This is a genomic window from Flavobacterium sp. (assembly GCF_041392005.1).
Classification (GTDB): domain Bacteria; phylum Bacteroidota; class Bacteroidia; order Flavobacteriales; family Flavobacteriaceae; genus Flavobacterium.
Genome location: NZ_JAWKMX010000014.1, coordinates 25,480 through 45,120, shown reverse-complemented (window position 1 = coordinate 45,120; position 19,641 = coordinate 25,480). Strand labels below are relative to the sequence as shown.

Genomic DNA, 19,641 nt, shown 5'->3' with positions numbered 1-19,641 from the left:
TTAATTTTTTTATCTTTAGTTTCTAAAAATAATTTTATGCAAAAAATTCTATTTGTAGATCGAGATGGAACGATTATAAAAGAAACCGAAGACGAACGTATTGACTCGTTTGAAAAGTTAGCTTTTTACCCCAAAGCACTTCATTATTTGGCTAAAATTTCAAAAAAACTCAATTTTAAAATTGTAATGGTTACCAATCAAGATGGTTTAGGAACCGACTATCTACCTTATGAAAAATTTAATCCAGTTCAAGATTTTGTGGTAAAATCATTTGAAAATGAAGGTGTTATTTTTAAAGAAATTCTAATAGATACAACTTTCCCTAATGAAAATGCTTCAACCCGTAAACCTCAAACTGGTTTAATTACGCATTATATAGAAAATCCAAAATACGATTTGAAACATTCTTTTATGATAGGCGATAGGCTTACAGATGTAGAATTTGCCAAAAACTTCGGAGGGAAAGCGATTTATATAAACGATAAAACCCATTTGGGAACAACTGAAATTTCGGTTAAACAAGAAGAATTACAACCTTTTATCGCAATAGAAACCAATAATTGGAAAAAAATTTATAACTTTTTGAAGAAAAAATCTTAATCATGGATAACCAAACTTCAAACGATTATTTAGACAATCATTATATTAGTAAAAGTAATTGGCTTCGTGCCGCTGTTTTGGGTGCAAACGATGGAATATTATCTACATCGAGTATCGCAATAGGTGTTGCTGCAGCATCTAATTTACGAGAGCCTCTAATTTTAGCTACTTTAGCAGGTTTGGTTGCAGGAGCATTATCAATGGCTGCAGGCGAATACGTTTCGGTAAGTTCGCAAACCGATATTGAAAAAGCCGATATTGAACGTGAAAAAAAAGAATTAGAAGAAATGCCAGAGATTGAGTTACAGCGATTAGCAGAAATTTATGAAAAAAGAGGTTTAAAAAAAGAAACTGCTTTACAGGTAGCTAAAGAGTTAACCAAGCACGATGCCTTAGCAGCACACGTACGAGATGAATTAGGCATAAATGAAATTTCTCAAGCAAATCCATTGCAAGCAGCATTGGCATCGGGAGCTTCTTTTGTTTTTGGAGGAGTTTTACCATTTTTAGTTGCATTATTTGCACCACAAAATAATATGGTTTATACACTTTATATTTCGGCTATACTATTTTTAGGGATAATGGGTGCTTTTGCTGCAAAAGCAGGAGGTTCTAGCATTTTAAAAGCTGTACTACGCATAACTTTTTGGGGCACTATTGCGATGGGATTAACGGCTCTTGTAGGTCGCCTTTTTGGTGTTAATATAGCCTAAAACATAACAATTATGACAATTAATAAAAATATATTCGATTTTTTAAAAGAATTGCATCAAAACAACAACCGAGAGTGGTTTGCTGAAAACAAAAAGCAATATGAAGTTGCTTTACAAAATTCAAAGCTCTTTTTTACAGAAATAAATACCGAATTATCGAAAAATGATAGTATTGAAAAAATGAATATGTTTCGAATTTATCGCGATGTTCGCTTCTCAAAAGATAAATCGCCTTATAAAACCAATTTTGGCGTAAGTTTTTCGCGAACCAAACCCATGCTTCGTGGTGGCTATTATTTACACATAGAACCAAATAATAGTTTTGTTGGCGGTGGTTTTTGGGAACCAAATAAAGAAGATTTGCTTCGAATTCGTAAAGAATTTGAACTTGATGCTTCGGAAATACGAGATATTATTGCCGATAAAAATTTTAAAAAAATGTTTGGAGAATTAGCAGGAGAGGAGTTAAAAACCGCTCCGAAAGGCTTTGATAAAGAACATGCTGATATCGATTTAATTCGCAAGAAACAATTTCTAGTGATGAGAAAACTATCGGATAAAGAAGTTTTATCGTCAACTTTTCAAACGGGGGATTTCTTGCTACTTTTGCAGCCATGCGTCCATTTTTCGATTATATGAGTTCGGTTTTAACGACTAATCTTAATGGTGAAAGCTTGTACTAGTAATTACTTTCTAAAAGTTGCACCTGATTTTTCAACCTCTCTATTAATAAATTCATCATTCTTTTATTAAGTTGCGATGAATTTTGAATATATTCTTTATATTCGGAAATGGTAAATAAGCCAATGATTATTCCTTTTAAAGAATTTCTAAATTTTATATCGCGCTGTATGCTATTTTCAATATACTGCAATTTTTTTTCGGGCGATAACAAATAGAATGTCCCTTTTTGTTTAGTGGCATAATTTTTAAAAACCGCTATAAATAAATCGTTTTGAAATTTTAGAATTGGGCGTAGGGTTGTATTTTGAAATTTTTTCTTCAGAAGTAGAATTATCTAATACTTTTCCAATACTTGTTCCTCGTATTTCTAAAATAGCTTCATCTTTAGTTTTCATAATTTATAAATTATGGTAAGTGTGTATTAAAGATAAAAAAATAACCCTTGAAATTTTTCAAGGGTTATTAAAGTTATTAAGAACTTTTGTTAATTATTTTAATTTAAAAGTAACTCTTCTTACTAAAGCTCTACCTATAGAAGATTCGCCAAATTTGTCGTCTTCTCCTTTTCCATTAACAGACATTCTACTGCTATCTACACCTGCTTTAGTTAATAAATCTTTAACCGCATTTGAACGTTTGTTCGATAAATTTACATTGTAGCTATCGTTACCTATTACGTCTGCAGTACCAATTAACTCAACCGATTTAGAAGGATTAGCTTTTAAGTAATCTGTCATAAAATTAATTGCATCGTAAGATGAAGTAGTAGGAGTAGCTGAGTTGAATGGGAAATAAACATTTATATAACCATTGTTAATCATATCTTCAAAAGAAACACCTTCGTTAGCTGAAGAAACTACAGGTTCGTTTTTGTTTACTAAATTATTGATATAACTTTCATACGAATCTGGAATACCATTTTTGTTGCTATCTAAAGTTTTTCCTTTAGTATCTACTAAGTTTCCACTTGGAGTATTTGGTTCTTCGTCTAAATAATCAGCTACGCCGTCGTTATCAGAATCTTTAATTTTTTCTTCTAATTGTGCTAATCTATTTTCTAAATCAGAAGTTTCTTTAGATTTGTCTTCAAAATACCAATCTGCGTGGTTTTCTTTTTTACCTAAATAAATTGAAAGACCAATTGTTGCATTATATAAAGTACCATTAAAACCTCTATCTTCAATTACATTACCATATATACTATTGTTTCTTCCATCAAAAGTATAATGTTGACTAATATTATTAATCATAGTAAAATCAGCATTTAAAGCTACACGTTTTCCTAATTTAACTTGAGCTGTTAAACCTAGAGGAACATTAAGCATTTCGTCTTTACCTTTAAAGTTGTTAGTTTCCATAAATGAATAACCAAAACCAGCGTGTAATTGTAAGTTAAACCATTTTGCAAATTCTTCGAAGTTTAAAACTCTACCCGCATTTACAACACCTTGTAAACCTACTCTAGTGTAAGTCCCTCAAAATCCATTGGGCTGTGTTTGCCTTCGTAACTATCGTAGCCAAAATCTGCTTTTAAACCAACTTTAGTATTAAACATATAACGAACCCCTGCATCTATATGAAATAGACTAAAGTCTTTAACATAATTATTAACTGTAAAAGGTTGCGTTGGGCGGCTTAAACCTCCGTTTAAATCTACAGACCATCTGTTGTATTCTTTTGCTACACCATCTTGTGCATTTGCAGCTGAAAAAGTTAATGCAACAAGTGAAAGACTTAAAATGATTTTTTTCATTTTTTATTTATTTAGTTCTACTAATTTAATTAGCTGCAAAATTATGCAAAATTGTTTTTTAAAAAAACAAAAAGATATTTTTTATTTTAATTAAAAATAACACTCGCTTAATTTTTTATTTGGTGTGATAAATTAAATTCGAATATTTCTAAATCGAAATATTTAACCGAAGCAATGATATGGTCGAATATATCAGCCATTATGTGCTCGTAGTTTTCCCAAACTTTATCTTTTGAAAAGCAATAAATTTCAATTGGAATACCTTTTTCAGTTGGTTGCAAATGACGAACCATAAGCATCATTTCTTTATTTAAACCTGGATGCGATTGTAAATATTGCATAATATACTTTCTAAACAAGCCTAAATTTGTAAGATTTCTTCCATTTAGTAATAAAGTTTTATCAATATTGTTAGTTTCGTTGTAATTATCAATATCGGTTTGTCGGTGGTTTAAATAGGACGTTAGTTCTTGTATTTTGCTATAATAATTTAATTCTTCGGGTTGTATAAATTTAACCGACGACGATTTAATTAAAATATAACGCTTTATACGTCGGCCGTCTGAGTTTTGCATGCCACGCCAGTTTTTAAAACTATCCGATATAAGGCTGTATGTAGGTATTGTAGTTGTAGTGTTATCAAAATTTCTAACTTTTACAGTAGCTAAGTTAATTTCGATAACATCGCCATCGGCACCAAACTTGTCAATTGTTATCCAATCACCAATACGAACCATATCGTTAACCGATACTGTTATACTGGCAACAAAACCTAAAATAGTGTCGCGAAATACTAATATTATTATTGCCGAAATAGAACCAAATGCCGTTAAAAAGGTAATAGTTTTAATGTTAAATAATATTGACACAAAGGAAAATACTCCAAACATCCACAATACAATAGTTACCACCTGAATATAGCTATCTATGGGTTTATCTTTGTAACGAGGTTTGTGTTTTAAATAATCGCGTAGTGCTCTAAAAACACTTCTTATTATCCATAAAAACAATAAAATAATGTAGATTTTGAGTCCTTTTTCTAAAAATTTATCACTTGTAGAATACTTATCTAAAAGCACTGGAACCGTTAGGTATATAAAATAAAGTGGAAACAAGTGAGCAATGTATTTGGCAGTATTATTGTTTACCAAATAATCATCGAAAGAGGTTTTTGTTTTGTTTGCAACAGTAGTTATGGCTTGTGTTAAAATTTTTTTAGCAATAAAATCAATTATGTAAGCTATAATAATGATAACAATAATATTAGTAAACAAGCCTAAATTAGCAACGGTTTCTTTGTTAAAACCTAAATCGTGAAAAAATGTATCGGCCCAATTTAAAAATTCCATTTACTTTAATTTACTTAAATACTTTTTTTCAATATAAAATGTACCAAAAGGAACAGAGGCTATACCAATTATAAAATAGTCTTTAAATGAGTATTTATTTTCGAATTTAAAATAAGTAGCTAATACAATATAAAAAATAAATAGCATACCGTGTGTAATTCCTATAGGAAAAAGTAGTGTTTTATATAATTCAAAATGTAAAGGTTTAATTACAAGCATATTAAAAAACAGAACAAGTAATGAAACACCTTCTAAAAAAGGCTATAATTTTAAATAATTTTATCATGATAAGGCAGAATATATGGCAAAACCATAAATAACGAAACGAAGTATTCTAAGCGATGCAAATATAAAAAATTGTTTTTGTGGAAAACGAATCATACCTGCAGCTAAACAGGCTATTGCAAATGGAAGTGGGAGTAAAGCACCAACTGCTATTAAAAATCCACCCCATTTTTGCATATTACGTATATGTTTAGACATTCGCCCTTCTAAATAATTATTAATTTTAGGGAGCAATAATAATGTTCTACCTTTATAATACGAAATAATACCACCTGCTAACGATAAAATAGCCAATAACGTTAAGTAGAGTAGTGGGTGTTCGGTGCTTTTTGTCCAAGCAATAAAAATATCTGGAGGTAATAATCCTAATATACTTTCTGAAATAAAAAATAATGTAAACACAAAAGTATCACTAAAATTTTGTGTTACATACAAAAGCATATCATTAACACTAATAACTTTATAATTAATGTATAACAATATTGCTACAATAACAGCAAGCGGAAGCAATGCTTTTTTGGTATTATCCCAAATAAAAGTATAAAAACCAGTATATTTATAATACTGATGCAATAATTTTGCTCGCGATTTTTTTGGTTTAGACATAGATTTCTTTAAAAACACAAAACTATAAACTAGAAACAATAAAAATCGTTAAGAAATAGATAAAATTTAAGTTTAGTTTTATATTATGTAAAATAGAATTAAAACTCTAAAAAGGATTGATTGTAAGCTTTTAAATCGAGAATGTTATTTTTTTTCGATTGATCGGCAATAAGCGATAAAAAGTAAGCAAAGCTTTCCAAATTATTTTCAGAACCAATTGTAGTTTCTAATTCATTTTCTTCATCAAACGAATCGTCTTCTGGGATTGAAATTAAAAAAGCATTGTTGTTTTGTAAATGTTCATAAGCTAATCGTAATGCTTTTGTAACAACAGGATTTTTTTCTTCTAATGAATATTCGCGTATTTCTTTTAATTGATTAATAATTTCGTTAAAATCAATTTTTTTTGAAGTGTTTAAATTTTCTTGAATTTTACTAATTAATTGTAATGCTTTTTTATTTTCCATTATATAAACGATGCTTGATAATTTTTGCAAAAATAGAATTTTAGTCGGTTTTGTTCAAATAAAATGAAATTAAATTTGTAATTTCTTAATGTATATTATTTGAATTATAATATACATTATGTAAAATAAAGTTTTGCAAAACCAAAATTACTATCTGGTTTTATAGGATTATTAAAATTTTGAAATACTTGCTTTCAACCATTCTAAATAATCTTCTTTATTGGTATTGGCAATTGGTTTCTCGGACAAATCCTTACCTTCAGTATCTAAAATAACATATAAAGGTTGCGAATTACTTTTGTATCGTGTTATTTGAAAATCGGTCCATTTATTACCAATAGTCACGATTTCTTTTCCAGTAGTTTTCGAAATGTATTGTTCTTTTTTAGGTAATTCAATTTTTCGATCACATACTAATGAAATAATCACCAATTGCTCTTTTAAGATTGGTAAAATTGCATTATCCGACCAAACTTTATCTTCCATTTGACGACAATTGGCACAAGCATCGCCAGTAAAATCAAGCATAACGGGTTTATTTACTTTTTTTGCAAAAGCTAAGCCGGCTTCATAATCATCAAAAAGGATTAAACCATGTGGACCAATATGTGCATGTTCAGGAATAACTTGATTTGGAATTGAATTATTACCAAAACCACCTTGACTTTCAGCATAATGAATTGGTGGAGTTAAACCACTTAACAATTTTAACGGCGCGCCAAATAATCCTGGTATCATATAAAATGTAAAAGTTGATACTAAAATTGCCATTAGCAATCGACCCACTCCTATTTTATCAGCTTTTTGATAATCATGAGGTAGCATATATTTTCCAAATAAATACAGAGCCCAAGCACCAAAAACAGCAATCCAAATTGCAATAAAAACTTCGCGTTCTAGCCAATGTTTTTGTAACACTAAATCGGCATTTGATAAAAATTTAAAAGCAAAAGCTAATTCCAAAAATCCTAAAGAAACTTTAACCGTATTTAGCCAACCGCCCGATTTTGGCAACGAATTTAACCAACCTGGAAACATAGCAAATAACATAAAAGGCAAAGCAATTGCTAAAGAAAATCCAAACATTCCTACTATTGGTGCTATGCCGCCCTTACCCGCAGCTTCTACTAATAAAGTACCTACAATAGGACCTGTACAAGAAAATGAAACCACAGCCAATGCCAATGCCATAAAAATGATACCTAATACTCCGCCTTTACCCGCTTGATTATCTAATTTTGTAGCCCATGAACTCGGTAATACAATTTCGAAAGCACCCAAAAATGATAAGGCAAACACTACTAATAGCACAAAAAAAGCTACATTAAACCAAACACTAGTTGATAATTCATTTAAAGCTTCAGCACCAAATATGGCGGTAATAACTGAACCTAAAGCAACATAAATGGCAATAATTGATAAACCATAAATAACAGCATTTCGAACACCTTCTGCTTTTGTTTTACTTTGTTTTGTAAAAAAACTTACCGTCATTGGAATCATTGGGAAAATACAAGGCATTAAAAGCGCTGCAAAACCACCAATAAAAGCCAATACAAAAATCCCCCATAAACTACGTTTTTCTTCTTTATTTGAAGTGATTTCGTTGCTAGAAGATGAAGTCATTTTAGTTGAATCATCGATAGTTAACTCTGATGAATTTTCTGCTTTTGTAGTATCAACTGTAGATTCAAAAATAAGTTCTTTTCCATCAGTAGATATTTCTGGAGAAGTAATTGATTTTACTTCTGAAGATTCATCTTTTTTAGGAGTTTCAACCTCTTTTTGTGGTGCTACAGTTCCTTCTTTTTTAATTTCAGGTAATGTAAAAGTAAACGTTTTATCTTGCTGAATACATTGCTCTTTGCAAGCTTGATATTCAACATAAACTTTAACTTCTTTTAAACTAGTATTGGTAACTTTTATTACTTGTTTAAATGTAGCTTTATTTTCAAACAAATACTCGTCAATTTCAAAAATATCATTATACACTTTTTGATATTGGCTTTCTATAGTTTTACCAATTAATTTATAGTTTCCTGCTTGATTTTTATATTCAAAAACAGAAGGAAGCGAGCCACCATCGGGTGTATATTGCGAAAACATATGCCAATGTTCATCAATTGTAGCTTGCATCACCAATTCAAACTCATCGTTTGATTTTTGATTGATTGATGTTTTCCATTTTACTGGATCTAAAAGTTGTGAGTGCGCAACAAAATTTATGAATACGCAACTTAATAAGAATAACTTTTTCATGTATTTACTACTTCTATTTTAAGTATTTGTTGTGTGTTTTCATTTGCCAAAAATCGTTGATCTACGCGCTTACCTATTACCCAAACAATTTCATTATTAGCGGTTAATAACCATTGATTTTGTTTATCATAAAGAGAATATTTTTCGTCTTTAAAAAATTTACTCAGTTTCTTTTTTCCTATCATTCCATTTGGATAAAAATAATCGCCTTCTTCCCATTTTCGAAGATATAAAGGAAAATGTAATTTATCACTATCCACAAAGATACTATTTCGATTAGATTTTCCGATGGTATTAACATTTTTCAAAGTAATATTTAAGGGAAAATTAAGAGATGAAGTTGTTGTTGAAATGCTAAAGATTTGATTTTCGTTATGGACTTTATAGACTATTAATTCGTCTCTATTTTTTAAAATCGTATAATCGTTATTTTCAATAATTTTACCCGTTTGTGAAATTGTTACTAGCCTGTAAATATCATCCCAATTAGTAAATCCATAAGGCTTTAACCATTGAAACAAATACGTTTTCCAATTGGGCAAAATCAATAATTTATTGAGTGCAATTTGAATACTATTATTATGTTTTTCAACAATTTGTTCATAAAGTTGTTCCGAATGGTTATTAACAAATTGTTGATTTTCTAATAAAAAGTTTTGTGTTTTTTGAAAATTTTCTAAAAAAGTAGGATGCAACTCTTTTAATACAGGCACTATTTGATGACGAATTTTATTACGCAAATATTTATCGGATGCGTTACTGCTATCCTCCTTCCACTCTAGCCTATTTTCATTGGCATACGAAATAATTTCGGCTCTAGAAAAGGGTAATAACGGACGAATAATATTTTCATTTTGTTCTGGAATGCCCGTTAAACCATCTATTCCTGTTCCTCTACTCAAATTGATGATAAAAGTTTCTAAATTATCATCGGCATGGTGTGCTGTGAGTAAAAAACCATTTCCTTTTTTTTCAATTTCTTCTTGAAACCACGAATAACGTAATTCTCTAGCTGCTAATTGAATGGATAACTTGTTTGCAATAGCATATTTTTCAGTTTCAAAAAACTTAATTATGTACGGAATTTGCTTTTGCTTACAAAATGTTCTAATAAAATATGTTTCGCTATCACTTTCTTCTCCACGCAACTGAAAATTGCAATGTAAAATTGTAAATTTCAGTTGCGATTGAAGTAATAAATCAACCAAAACCATACTGTCAATACCGCCACTTACTGCAATAAAAATTTTGCTTTCGCATAAGAAAGGAAAATTGTTTTGCATATGATTTTGAAATTTTGCTAACAAAACTTACGATTGACAGTTAATCATCCATTCGATTCCAAATTTATCTCGAAACATACCAAAGTAAATTTTAGGTGCACTTTCGGTAAATGGCACTTCTATGTGTCCATCTTGAGACAATTTATTAAAAATTCGTTCGGCATCATCTTTATTATCAGATTGTAACGCAATTTTACTTCTTGTTTCCAATTCGCTATGTTTTCCTAATTTTTCTGGTGTATCGCTACCCAATAATAATCCGTATTCGCCAATTGGCAAGGCAATGTGCATTAATTTTTCGGTTTCGTGTGGCGCAATAAAATCACCTTCAAAATTAAGATCTTTATAACGCATTACGTTTGTAAACTCTCCTCCAAATACTGATTGGTAAAATGTAAAAGCTTCTTCGGCATTGCCGTTAAAATGAATGTATGGGTTAATTGATAACATATTTTTAGTTTTAAAAGTTAAATGTCAAAAGTCGAAAGTCGAAAGTTGAAAGTTGAAAGTTGAAAGTTGAATGTTTACACTAATTTCCTTTCACTTTTTTACTATCGCAATACCTCAAACATGGCTTTAGCTTTTAGTAAACATTCTTCATATTCTTTTTCAGGGATTGACTTTGCCGTAATGGCGCTTCCTACCGAAAACGAAAGATACTCATTTTTATTATTATACAAAATACTTCGAATAACTACATTAAAATCAAAATCATTATCTGGTGTAAAATAGCCAACTGCTCCACTATACAAACCTCTTTTCGTTTCTTCTAATTCTTCAATAATTTGCATGGCAGAAATTTTTGGTGCACCTGTCATACTTCCCATTGGAAAAGTAGTTTTTATTATTTCAATTGGAGAAATTTCATGACTTATAGTTGAAGTTATAGTTGATATCATTTGATGTACTTGTTTGAAAGTATATACTTTACATAATTCTTCAACTTCTACACTTCCTTTTGCAGCAGTACGAGATAAATCGTTACGAACCAAATCAACAATCATAATATTTTCGGAACGTTCTTTTTCATTTTGCTCTAATTCCTTCTTTATCAAATTGTCTTCTTCTTCAGAAAATCCTCTTCTTGCTGTGCCTTTTATGGGTTGCGAAATTACTTTTTCACCTTCTTTTCGCAAATATCTTTCTGGTGAAGCACTAAGCAAATAATAGTGTTTATTTTTTAAAAAAACCGCAAAAGGTGGTTCGGAAATAGCATTTAATTTTTGATAAACTTCTATTGGATTTATATTAGCATTTTCTGCAAAAAATTCCATACAAAAATTGGCCTCATAAATATTTCCTTTATGAATATGATCCAACATTTTTTGTACTTTATCTAAATACTTTTCTTTTGGAATTTGTTGGTTTATTTGAACTTTAGATTCAACATTCGTAAATGTTGAATCGTAATTATTAATCGAATCAAAATCATCATCAATTTCATCATCAATATAGTTGAGATACTGAATTTCTAATTGATTTCCTTTTATTAAAAATAATTTTTTGGGTTGAAAAAAAAATAAATCGGGAAACTGTAATCCATCAAAATTTGAAGAATTCAGTTGTTCTGTATCATTTTTTAAATCGTAAGACAAATAACCAAATAACCAGTCTTTTGTTTGCGATTGGTATTGCTGTAAATCATCAAACGCATTGAAATAATCGGTTTGAATTGCTGTAAACGCTTCAACGGCAACTAACATATCATAACTACCATAGTTTTGAATATGATTGTTAGTATCAAGCACAACTACTTCCCTACTTTGGCTGGCCCAATGAATGATGCTCTGTTTAAAGGTTTTTAGATTTTGTATTTGTTTTAAAACTTTTGTTCTCAAACTTAATAATATTGTTTAACAAAGAAACAAAAGTTTTAAAATGTCGGCAAGAAAATTATGGATAACTTATAGCCCCGATAGAAATGACACCTTGTAAAGTGGATAGCGAGATAATGGATGGCAAATATGCACTTTGCAACCGCTTCATAATATCTATAGTATTAAAAACAAAAAAGTTTATTGAAACGAATCAATAAACTTTTTTAAGAAATGTATGTTTTTTTTACAAATGCAACGGTCTATTATCAGTAGCCGCTAAAGCAGCTTCTTTTACTGCTTCGGCAAATGTTGGATGCGCATGACTCATACGTGAAATATCTTCGGCACTGGCACGGAACTCCATAGCGGTTACCGCCTCAGCAATTAAATCGGCACAACGTGCACCAATCATGTGAACACCTAAAACTTCATCCGTTTTAGCATCGGCTAAGATTTTTACAAATCCATCAATATCGCCACCAGCTCTAGCTCTACCTAAAGCTCGGAAAGGAAAATTACCAGCTTTGTAAGCCACGCCATCTGCTTTTAGCTGCTCTTCCGTTTTACCCACTGCCGCAACTTCTGGCCATGTATATACCACACCTGGAATTAAATTATAATCGATATGGGGTTTTTGTCCCGCTAAATATTCGGCAACCATAACGCCTTCTTCTTCGGCTTTGTGAGCTAACATAGCACCACGAACAACATCGCCAATGGCATAAATATTTGCAGCTGTAGTTTGTAAATGATCATTTACAACCACTTGCCCTCTTTCACTTACTTGAACACCTGCTTTTTCTGCTTGTAATCCTTCAGTAAATGGGCGACGTCCAACAGCAACTAAACAGTAATCGCCTTCAAGCACTAATTCTTTACCTTTTGCATCATCAGCTTTAACAGTAACTGCATTTCCGTTGCGCGTTACTTCTTTAACTTTGTGCGAAGTGTAGAATTTCATGCCTTGTTTTTTCAATACTTTCGTTAATTCTTTAGACAACGCACCGTCCATACCTGGAATAATTCGATCCATGTATTCTACTACTGAAACTTGCGCTCCTAATCGAAGATATACTTGCCCTAATTCGATACCGATAACGCCACCACCAATAATTACCAAATGCTTAGGCACTTCGGGTAATTTTAATGCTTCGGTTGACGTAATTACACGTTCTTTATCAATAGTAATAAAAGGTAATGACGAAGGTTTTGAACCTGTTGCAATAATGGTATGTTTTGATTCAATTACATTTGAAGTACCATCATTTTTAGTGATTTTAATTGAAGTTGCACTTTCAAATGAACCAACGCCTTCAAAAACTTCAATTTTATTTTTATCCATTAAAAACTTAACACCACTACATGTTTGATCGACCACAGTTTGTTTGCGCTCAATCATTTTTTGTAGATTGATTTTTACATCGCCAGCTACTTCAATACCGTGATCGGCAAAGTGTTGCAACTCTTCATAATGATGTGAAGATGCTAATAAAGCTTTAGAAGGAATACACCCTACATTTAAGCAAGTTCCGCCTAAAGTACTATACTTTTCAATGATAGCAGTTTTAAATCCTAATTGTGCACAACGAATAGCTGCTACATAGCCGCCTGGCCCCGAACCGATAACGGTTACATCAAATTGACTCATATTGTATTTTATTATAGTAGTTATTTTTAAATTGAGTACAAAAGTACTGTTTTTTTGTTTAATGTTTTGTTTTTTAGCAATTAGCTTTTAGTAATTAGCGAAATAGTCAATTACGAATTGAGAATTACGTTGAGTGGGATTCCTACGGAATGACAAGATGAGGGTAACGGTTTGTAGCAGTACGCTAACTTGTTACCCCGTAGGAATATGGATTTTGTTGTTACATTTGCGTATGGCTTCGTACTTCAAAAGGTTTTGGAATATCGGCATCGTTTTCACCCAAGTTTTGTCGCAAATCTATTTCGATACCACGAGCAATAGCCGAAATAGGCACATCGTTTGCTGAGCCTTCAAATGGGTTTTCGCCTACTCTACCAATACGATTCATGGTATAAAAAACCCACATCACCATTACCGAAAAAGGAACAGACAACCACACCATCCAATCGGGACAAATAAAGTCATTTTTTTGAGCTAATTTGGTAGCAATTTCACCAAATTGAGCTGTCATAGCTAAAGGTAAAATCAATAAAAAAGTCCAAGTAAAATAAGCCATCATTGAGGCAAACTGCCGTGGATAAGGAAAATTTTTAATTCGTTCCGATTTTCCTTGGTGGGTAGTTAATTCTTCTAATGTATTTTCTAATTCTAAGAATGAAAATTCCCACAACAAGCCTTCTTCTTTTAATTCACGTAAATGCTTTGATTGTAAGTATAACAAAGCAGTTTGCTTATTTGTTTTGGCTGAAATATATTGAAATTCTTCTTCAGATAAATAATTTTTAATAATGGTATAAAAATCTTCATTAAACTCAGGAACATAAATCATATTTGCCCATTCTTTATTGGTATGTTCATTCATTATATATTCCCACATACGAGGTTGGCGCATGGCATAACGAAGGGCAGTTAACCAGGCAATATGGCGGTGAATTAAGGTTTTTTTAATTTCAAATAATTCGGCATCAGAACGCTTTACTTTTGCGTGGTCATTGTTTATAAAATCTTGCACCATAATACCAAAAGTTCGTGAACTATTAACAATACCACCCCAAATTTGACGGGCTTCCCAAATACGTGAATAAGCAGCGTTGCTTTGAAAACCAATTATAAACGCAACAGCAGTACCAATCAAAGCAACGGGTGTAAACGGAAACTGAATGATATTGTCGGAATACACATAAAGTGCGGTTTCGGCAACTGAAATGAGTATGAAATACATTGTTTCAACTCTTGTCCATAATACCATTTCTTTGAGAGGAAAAATCTTTTTGATGTACATTTTTAAATTTTATTTAGAAAAATATTGTATTAATTATTGATTAATAAATTTTACTGTTATTTATAAAACATTATTCTTTTTTATTTTTAATCAAATTGGGTGCGAAATTACTAATTAAAATACCTGTTAAAACAACGGTATAAAAAGTACCGATTAAACCCATTAAAGCTGTGATTAACTTGGTATAATGTGCAGTTGGAGCAATATCACCAAAACCAATTGTAGTTAAACTTACGGTAACAAAATATACCAAATTAGTAAAATTAACTGAAGCATTTTGGGTTAATTCAATGTTTAAACATTCGGGATTTTTATAAAATAAAAACTGAAACAAAAATGCAAAAACTTCAATTAACAATAAAAAACCACAACCAGCAGCAGATAAAACATCGGTAGAAAAAACCACAGGATTTATTAAAAAAAAGAAAATTTGATAAAAAATAAAGGCAAAAAAAATTGTATAAACACAACTAACAATTAGTAAAAACAGAATTTTATCTTGAAATAATTGTACTGAAGCAGGTAATGCAATAACAGCAAAAAGTAAAATATTTTTAATAATTCTTGCTCTTTTACTTTTTTCAGAAAAAACTCCTACACTTGTTATTCCCAAAATAATCATGTTAATTGGCCATATTACTCGCAAATAATAATCTAAATCTGTTACGAAAATTCCGATAAACAAATGCTGTAATAATCCAAATAACAAAAATTCGTATTTATGAGAAAAAATACTACGTCTGAATTTATTAAAATGTTTTTTCAAAATAATTATACTAAAAAATGAATGCAAAAATAGAAAATTACATTATTCTTTTAAAAATCCCAAGTAAAAGCAGTTGTATTTTTTACTTCGCCAATCATAAAAGTGCTGTGGGTGCTGCCAATATCTTTAATAGTAGTCAATTTTGTAACCATAAATTCGCGGTATTCTTCCATATTTTTAACCAAAATTTTAAGTATATAATCATAATCGCCACTCACATGATAACACTCTAAAACTTCGTTTAATTTGATAATTTCTTTTTCAAAATGCTTAATGAAATCGATGTTATGTTGTGCCAATTTTACGTGACAAAACACCACAAAATTTTTGTCAATTTTGTTTTTATCCAATAAAGTTACATAGTTTTTTATTATTGCTTCTCGCTCCAATTTTTTTATGCGCTCAAAAACTGCGGTAACTGATAAATTCAATTTTAAAGCCAATTCTTTATTGGTCAATTTGGCATTATTTTGAATTAAATTTAATAATTTTTTATCTGTAGCGTCTAACTTCATGATTAATTTTTAGGTAGAAGTTTCAAAATTAATAAATATTAGAAAAATAATCTAATATTTTTAATATTTTAGAATAATATTCTATTTTAAACGATATCTATTGAAAAATAATTTACAAATTATGATATTTGCTTAAAACTAATCTAAAAAACATGAGCAAATTTAATCCAGCTGATCACATACAAGATTTACAATACTTTGGCGAATTTGGTGGTGTAAATCCATCAATTTCAGACAGTTCAACCTATACCTTTTTATCTGCAAAAACCATGTTCGATACCTTTGAAGGAAATGCAGAAGGTTGCTATTTGTATTCACGTCATTCATCGCCATCCAATTTATATCTTGGGCAAGCATTAGCTGCTATGGAAGGTACTGAAGCCGCAAATGTTGCTGCATCGGGTATGGGTGCTATTACGCCAGTTATCATGCAATTATGTGGTGCTGGTGATCATGTGGTGTCGAGCCGTACAATTTATGGTGGAACGTATGCGTTTTTAAAGAATTTTGCTCCAAAATTTAACATTCAAACCACTTTTGTTGACATTACCAAACTAGAAATTGTAGAAGCCGCAATAACACCAAATACCAAAGTTTTGTACTGCGAAACAGTGAGCAATCCTCTTTTAGAAGTGGCTGATATTGCTGCTTTAGCAACTTTAGCTAAAAAACACAATTTAAAATTGGTTGTCGATAATACATTTTCACCGCTATCTGTTGCGCCAGCAAAATTGGGTGCCGATGTTGTTATTCATAGTTTAACAAAATTTATCAATGGAAGTAGTGATACCGTAGGTGGTGTAATTTGTGGTACGCAACAGTTTATTGACGATTTACGCAATGTAAACAATGGCGCAAGTATGCTTTTAGGGCCAACAATGGATAGTTTACGTGCCGCTAGCATTATGAAAAATTTGCGCACGTTACATATTCGCATGAAACAACACAGTTATAACGCATCTTATTTGGCTGAAAAATTTGAAAATGATGGCATAAAAACAGTTTATCCAGGATTAAAAAGCCATCCAAGTCATGAGGTTTATAAAAATATGATTAATCCAGAATATGGTTTTGGCGGAATGCTAACAATAGATGTCGGCAGTCTTGATAAAGCTAATGAATTGATGGAATTAATGCAACATAACAATTTAGGATATCTTGCAGTTAGTTTAGGTTTTTATAAAACATTATTTAGTGCACCAGGAACGTCTACTTCTTCAGAAATTCCATTGGAAGAACAAAAAGAAATGGGCTTAAGTGATGGATTAATTCGTTTTTCAATTGGTTTAGATAATGATATAGAACGAACCTATACTAAAATGAAAGCTTGCATGCAATCGTTAAATATTTTATAATTAAAAGTCGGTTTTTAGCCGACTTTTTTTGTTTTTACCTATTTTTGAAATTCTAAATTTAACAAAATGAAAAAATACAGCTTACTTCTTCTTTTATTTAATTTGGCAGTTTTTGCTCAAAATTTTACTATTGAAGAAACTGTTTTTGGTCCAAGAAAATATGCTCCAGAAACACTACAAATGTTGCAATGGAAACCAAACAGTCATTCGCTAGTATATTTAAGTAATGATTTTCAAAAACTATTAGAAAAAAGCGAATTATCAAATTGGCAAGAAAAAACGATTTTAACTTTAGATGAATTTCAAAAAATAGTTTTACAAAAATTTCCATATGATGAATTTAATCTAAGAAATTTACCTTATGATTTTAAATGGAAAAATCAAGATGTAATTGAAACTCAGATTAATGGTAAAAATCATAATTATTTTATCGAATTAGATGTAACAAATAAAAAAATAATTCATGAAACTGCTTATCTTTCACAAGGTACAGAAGCTATAAAAGCAGGTAATAAAGTAGCTTGGCTTGACAATAACAACATTATTATTACTGATGAAAATGGATTTAAAGCGGTAACAACCGATACTGACAAAGGTATTGTAAACGGAAACAGTTATGTTCATCGTCAAGAATTTGGAATTAATAAAGGAATGTGGTGGAACGAAACCGGTGATAAATTGGCGTATTATCGTAAAGACGAAACCATGGTGGGCAACTACCCTATTATAAATTGGAACGAACGCGAAGCTGTAAACAACGATATTAAATATCCAATGGCAGGTATGACTAGTGAACAAGTAACATTGGTGATTTATGATATAAAATCAGATAAAAATGTAACTATTAAAACTGGTGAACCCAAAGAACACTATTTAACCATGATTTCTTGGGAACCAAGTGGTAAACATATTTTTATTGGTGTACTAAATCGTGAACAAAATCATTTAAAATTCAATAAATATAATGCAGAAACTGGTGATTTTGTTAAAACATTATTCGAAGAAAAAGCAACAACTTGGGTAGAACCACAACACGATTTAATTTTTGTTCCTAACCATCCCGAAGAGTTTATTTACCAAACTGATTATAAAGGTTTTAATCAAATGTATTTGTACAATACTGATGGAAAATTGTTGAAAAACCTTGGCTATAATGATGTGATAGTTTCCGAATTTTTAGGATTTGACGAAAAAGGCGAAAAGATTAATTATATTGGAGTTACCAATAATGGTTTAGATCGTCAATTGTTTCAAGTCGATTTAAAATCTGGAAAAACAATACAAATTACATCAGTTTCGGGTATGCATAATGCAAACCTTTCTTCAGACGGTTTACTGTATTTTGATCAATATTCTAATACTACAACACCAAATAAAATTACCGTTCAATCAACTAAAAATAAAAAAGCTGCTTATACTTTAGTAGATGCCAAAAATCCATTTTTAGGTAAAATTGATTTGCCAAAAATGGAATTGGTAACAATCACTTCGGCAGATGGAAAAACACCTTTAAATGGACGTATTATTTATCCTTTAAATTTTGATGCAAACAAAAAATATCCAGTAATGGTTTATGTTTACGGTGGTTCGCATGCTCAGTTGGTTCAAAATAGATGGCTAGCTGGTGGCGGTTATTTCGATTATTATATGGCACAAAATGGTTATGTGGTTTTCACACTTGATAATCGTGGAAGCGACAACCGAGGCAAACATTTTTGTGAAGTAAACCACCGTCAATTGGGTGTTAATGAAATGGCTGATCAAATGAAAGGCATTGATTTCTTAAAATCAAAATCGTTTGTTGATACTGATAGAATTGGTGTTTTTGGTTGGAGTTTTGGTGGCTTTATGACTACTACATTAATGACGAATCAACAAGATACATTTAAAGTAGGTGTTGCTGGTGGTCCAGTTATCGATTGGAAATATTATGAAATAATGTATGGTGAAAGATATATGGATATGCCTCAAGAAAACCCAGAAGGTTACGAAAAAACATCACTTTTAAACAAAGCAAAAGATTTAAAAGGAAAATTATTGATTATTCATGGTGCACAAGATCCTGTTGTAGTACAACAAAACAGTATGAATTTTGTTGAAGAATGTATTAAAGCTGGAAAGCAAGTAGATTATTTCTTATATCCTAATCATGAACACAATGTACGTGGAAAAGATAGAATACATATGTATCAAAAAATTGCTACTTACTTTGATGATTATCTGAAAAAATAAAAGAATAAAGGTTGGCTTTAAAGCCAA

The 19,641-nt window shown here is 30.7% G+C and carries 18 protein-coding genes and 2 pseudogenes; 5 read left to right on the top strand and 15 right to left on the bottom strand.

What is annotated here, in order from left to right; translation table 11 throughout:
• The first annotated feature begins 36 nt into the window (after nt 1-36).
• From hisB to R2808_RS07880, 3 genes and pseudogenes are all read left to right on the top strand, one after another.
• Nucleotides 37-600, top strand: coding sequence for a histidinol-phosphatase (gene hisB / locus R2808_RS07890; RefSeq protein ID WP_371270417.1), 564 nt, complete (start codon nt 37-39; stop codon nt 598-600).
• Between the two features lie 2 nt (nt 601-602).
• The gene (locus R2808_RS07885; protein ID WP_371270416.1) at nt 603-1,313 is read left to right on the top strand and encodes a VIT family protein; all 711 of its coding nucleotides are present in this window, start codon (nt 603-605) and stop codon (nt 1,311-1,313) included.
• 9 nt (nt 1,314-1,322) lie between these two features.
• Nucleotides 1,323-1,996, top strand: a pseudogene (locus R2808_RS07880) (DUF2461 domain-containing protein).
• Here R2808_RS07880 and R2808_RS07875 read toward each other — a convergent pair.
• The 15 genes and pseudogenes from R2808_RS07875 to R2808_RS07805 form a co-directional block, all read right to left on the bottom strand.
• A pseudogene (locus tag R2808_RS07875) lies at nt 1,993-2,392 on the bottom strand (glyoxalase). The pseudogenes R2808_RS07880 and R2808_RS07875 overlap by 4 nt on opposite strands.
• A gap of 93 nt (nt 2,393-2,485) precedes the next feature.
• Complete coding sequence (locus R2808_RS07870) at nt 2,486-3,355, bottom strand: OmpA family protein (protein WP_371270415.1); 870 nt, start codon at nt 3,353-3,355, stop codon at nt 2,486-2,488.
• A gap of 98 nt (nt 3,356-3,453) precedes the next feature.
• Entirely contained in the window at nt 3,454-3,750 is a 297-nt protein-coding gene (locus R2808_RS07865) for a hypothetical protein (protein WP_371270414.1), read from the bottom strand.
• Between the two features lie 107 nt (nt 3,751-3,857).
• The gene (locus R2808_RS07860; RefSeq protein ID WP_371270413.1) at nt 3,858-5,099 is read right to left on the bottom strand and encodes a mechanosensitive ion channel family protein; all 1,242 of its coding nucleotides are present in this window, start codon (nt 5,097-5,099) and stop codon (nt 3,858-3,860) included.
• Nucleotides 5,100-5,318, bottom strand: a complete 219-nt coding sequence (locus tag R2808_RS07855) for a DUF3817 domain-containing protein (protein WP_371270412.1) — start codon at nt 5,316-5,318, stop codon at nt 5,100-5,102.
• A 63-nt stretch (nt 5,319-5,381) separates the two neighbouring features.
• Nucleotides 5,382-5,990 carry a YqaA family protein gene (locus R2808_RS07850; RefSeq protein ID WP_371270411.1) on the bottom strand — a complete coding sequence of 203 codons (609 nt, stop codon included), beginning with the start codon at nt 5,988-5,990 and terminating at the stop codon, nt 5,382-5,384.
• A 98-nt stretch (nt 5,991-6,088) separates the two neighbouring features.
• A complete protein-coding gene (locus tag R2808_RS07845) occupies nt 6,089-6,487 on the bottom strand; it encodes a hypothetical protein (protein WP_371270410.1) in 399 nt (132 codons plus the stop codon).
• Nucleotides 6,488-6,628: 141 nt separating this feature from the next.
• The gene (locus R2808_RS07840) at nt 6,629-8,716 is read right to left on the bottom strand and encodes a protein-disulfide reductase DsbD family protein (RefSeq protein WP_371270409.1); all 2,088 of its coding nucleotides are present in this window, start codon (nt 8,714-8,716) and stop codon (nt 6,629-6,631) included.
• On the bottom strand, nt 8,713-9,999 hold the full coding sequence (gene tilS / locus R2808_RS07835) for a tRNA lysidine(34) synthetase TilS (RefSeq protein WP_371270408.1): 1,287 nt from the start codon (nt 9,997-9,999) through the stop codon (nt 8,713-8,715). Before tilS ends, R2808_RS07840 begins: the two co-directional genes overlap by 4 nt.
• 27 nt (nt 10,000-10,026) lie before the next feature.
• On the bottom strand, nt 10,027-10,449 hold the full coding sequence (locus tag R2808_RS07830) for a VOC family protein (RefSeq protein WP_371270407.1): 423 nt from the start codon (nt 10,447-10,449) through the stop codon (nt 10,027-10,029).
• A 101-nt stretch (nt 10,450-10,550) separates the two neighbouring features.
• On the bottom strand, nt 10,551-11,837 hold the full coding sequence (pabB, locus tag R2808_RS07825) for an aminodeoxychorismate synthase component I (RefSeq protein WP_371270406.1): 1,287 nt from the start codon (nt 11,835-11,837) through the stop codon (nt 10,551-10,553).
• Between the two features lie 223 nt (nt 11,838-12,060).
• Nucleotides 12,061-13,464, bottom strand: coding sequence for a dihydrolipoyl dehydrogenase (lpdA, locus tag R2808_RS07820; RefSeq protein ID WP_371270405.1), 1,404 nt, complete (start codon nt 13,462-13,464; stop codon nt 12,061-12,063).
• 220 nt (nt 13,465-13,684) lie between these two features.
• Nucleotides 13,685-14,686, bottom strand: a complete 1,002-nt coding sequence (locus tag R2808_RS07815; RefSeq protein ID WP_371270404.1) for a bestrophin family protein — start codon at nt 14,684-14,686, stop codon at nt 13,685-13,687.
• A gap of 130 nt (nt 14,687-14,816) precedes the next feature.
• Complete coding sequence (locus tag R2808_RS07810; protein ID WP_371270403.1) at nt 14,817-15,359, bottom strand: ion channel; 543 nt, start codon at nt 15,357-15,359, stop codon at nt 14,817-14,819.
• A 203-nt stretch (nt 15,360-15,562) separates the two neighbouring features.
• Nucleotides 15,563-16,027 carry an Lrp/AsnC family transcriptional regulator gene (locus tag R2808_RS07805; protein WP_371270402.1) on the bottom strand — a complete coding sequence of 155 codons (465 nt, stop codon included), beginning with the start codon at nt 16,025-16,027 and terminating at the stop codon, nt 15,563-15,565.
• Nucleotides 16,028-16,179: 152 nt separating this feature from the next.
• On the opposite strand from R2808_RS07805, the gene R2808_RS07800 reads away from it, so the two are divergent.
• Both R2808_RS07800 and R2808_RS07795 read left to right on the top strand, forming a co-directional pair.
• On the top strand, nt 16,180-17,382 hold the full coding sequence (locus R2808_RS07800; protein WP_371270401.1) for an aminotransferase class I/II-fold pyridoxal phosphate-dependent enzyme: 1,203 nt from the start codon (nt 16,180-16,182) through the stop codon (nt 17,380-17,382).
• Nucleotides 17,383-17,448: 66 nt separating this feature from the next.
• Entirely contained in the window at nt 17,449-19,614 is a 2,166-nt protein-coding gene (locus R2808_RS07795) for a DPP IV N-terminal domain-containing protein (RefSeq protein WP_371270400.1), read from the top strand.
• Nucleotides 19,615-19,641 lie beyond the last annotated feature (27 nt).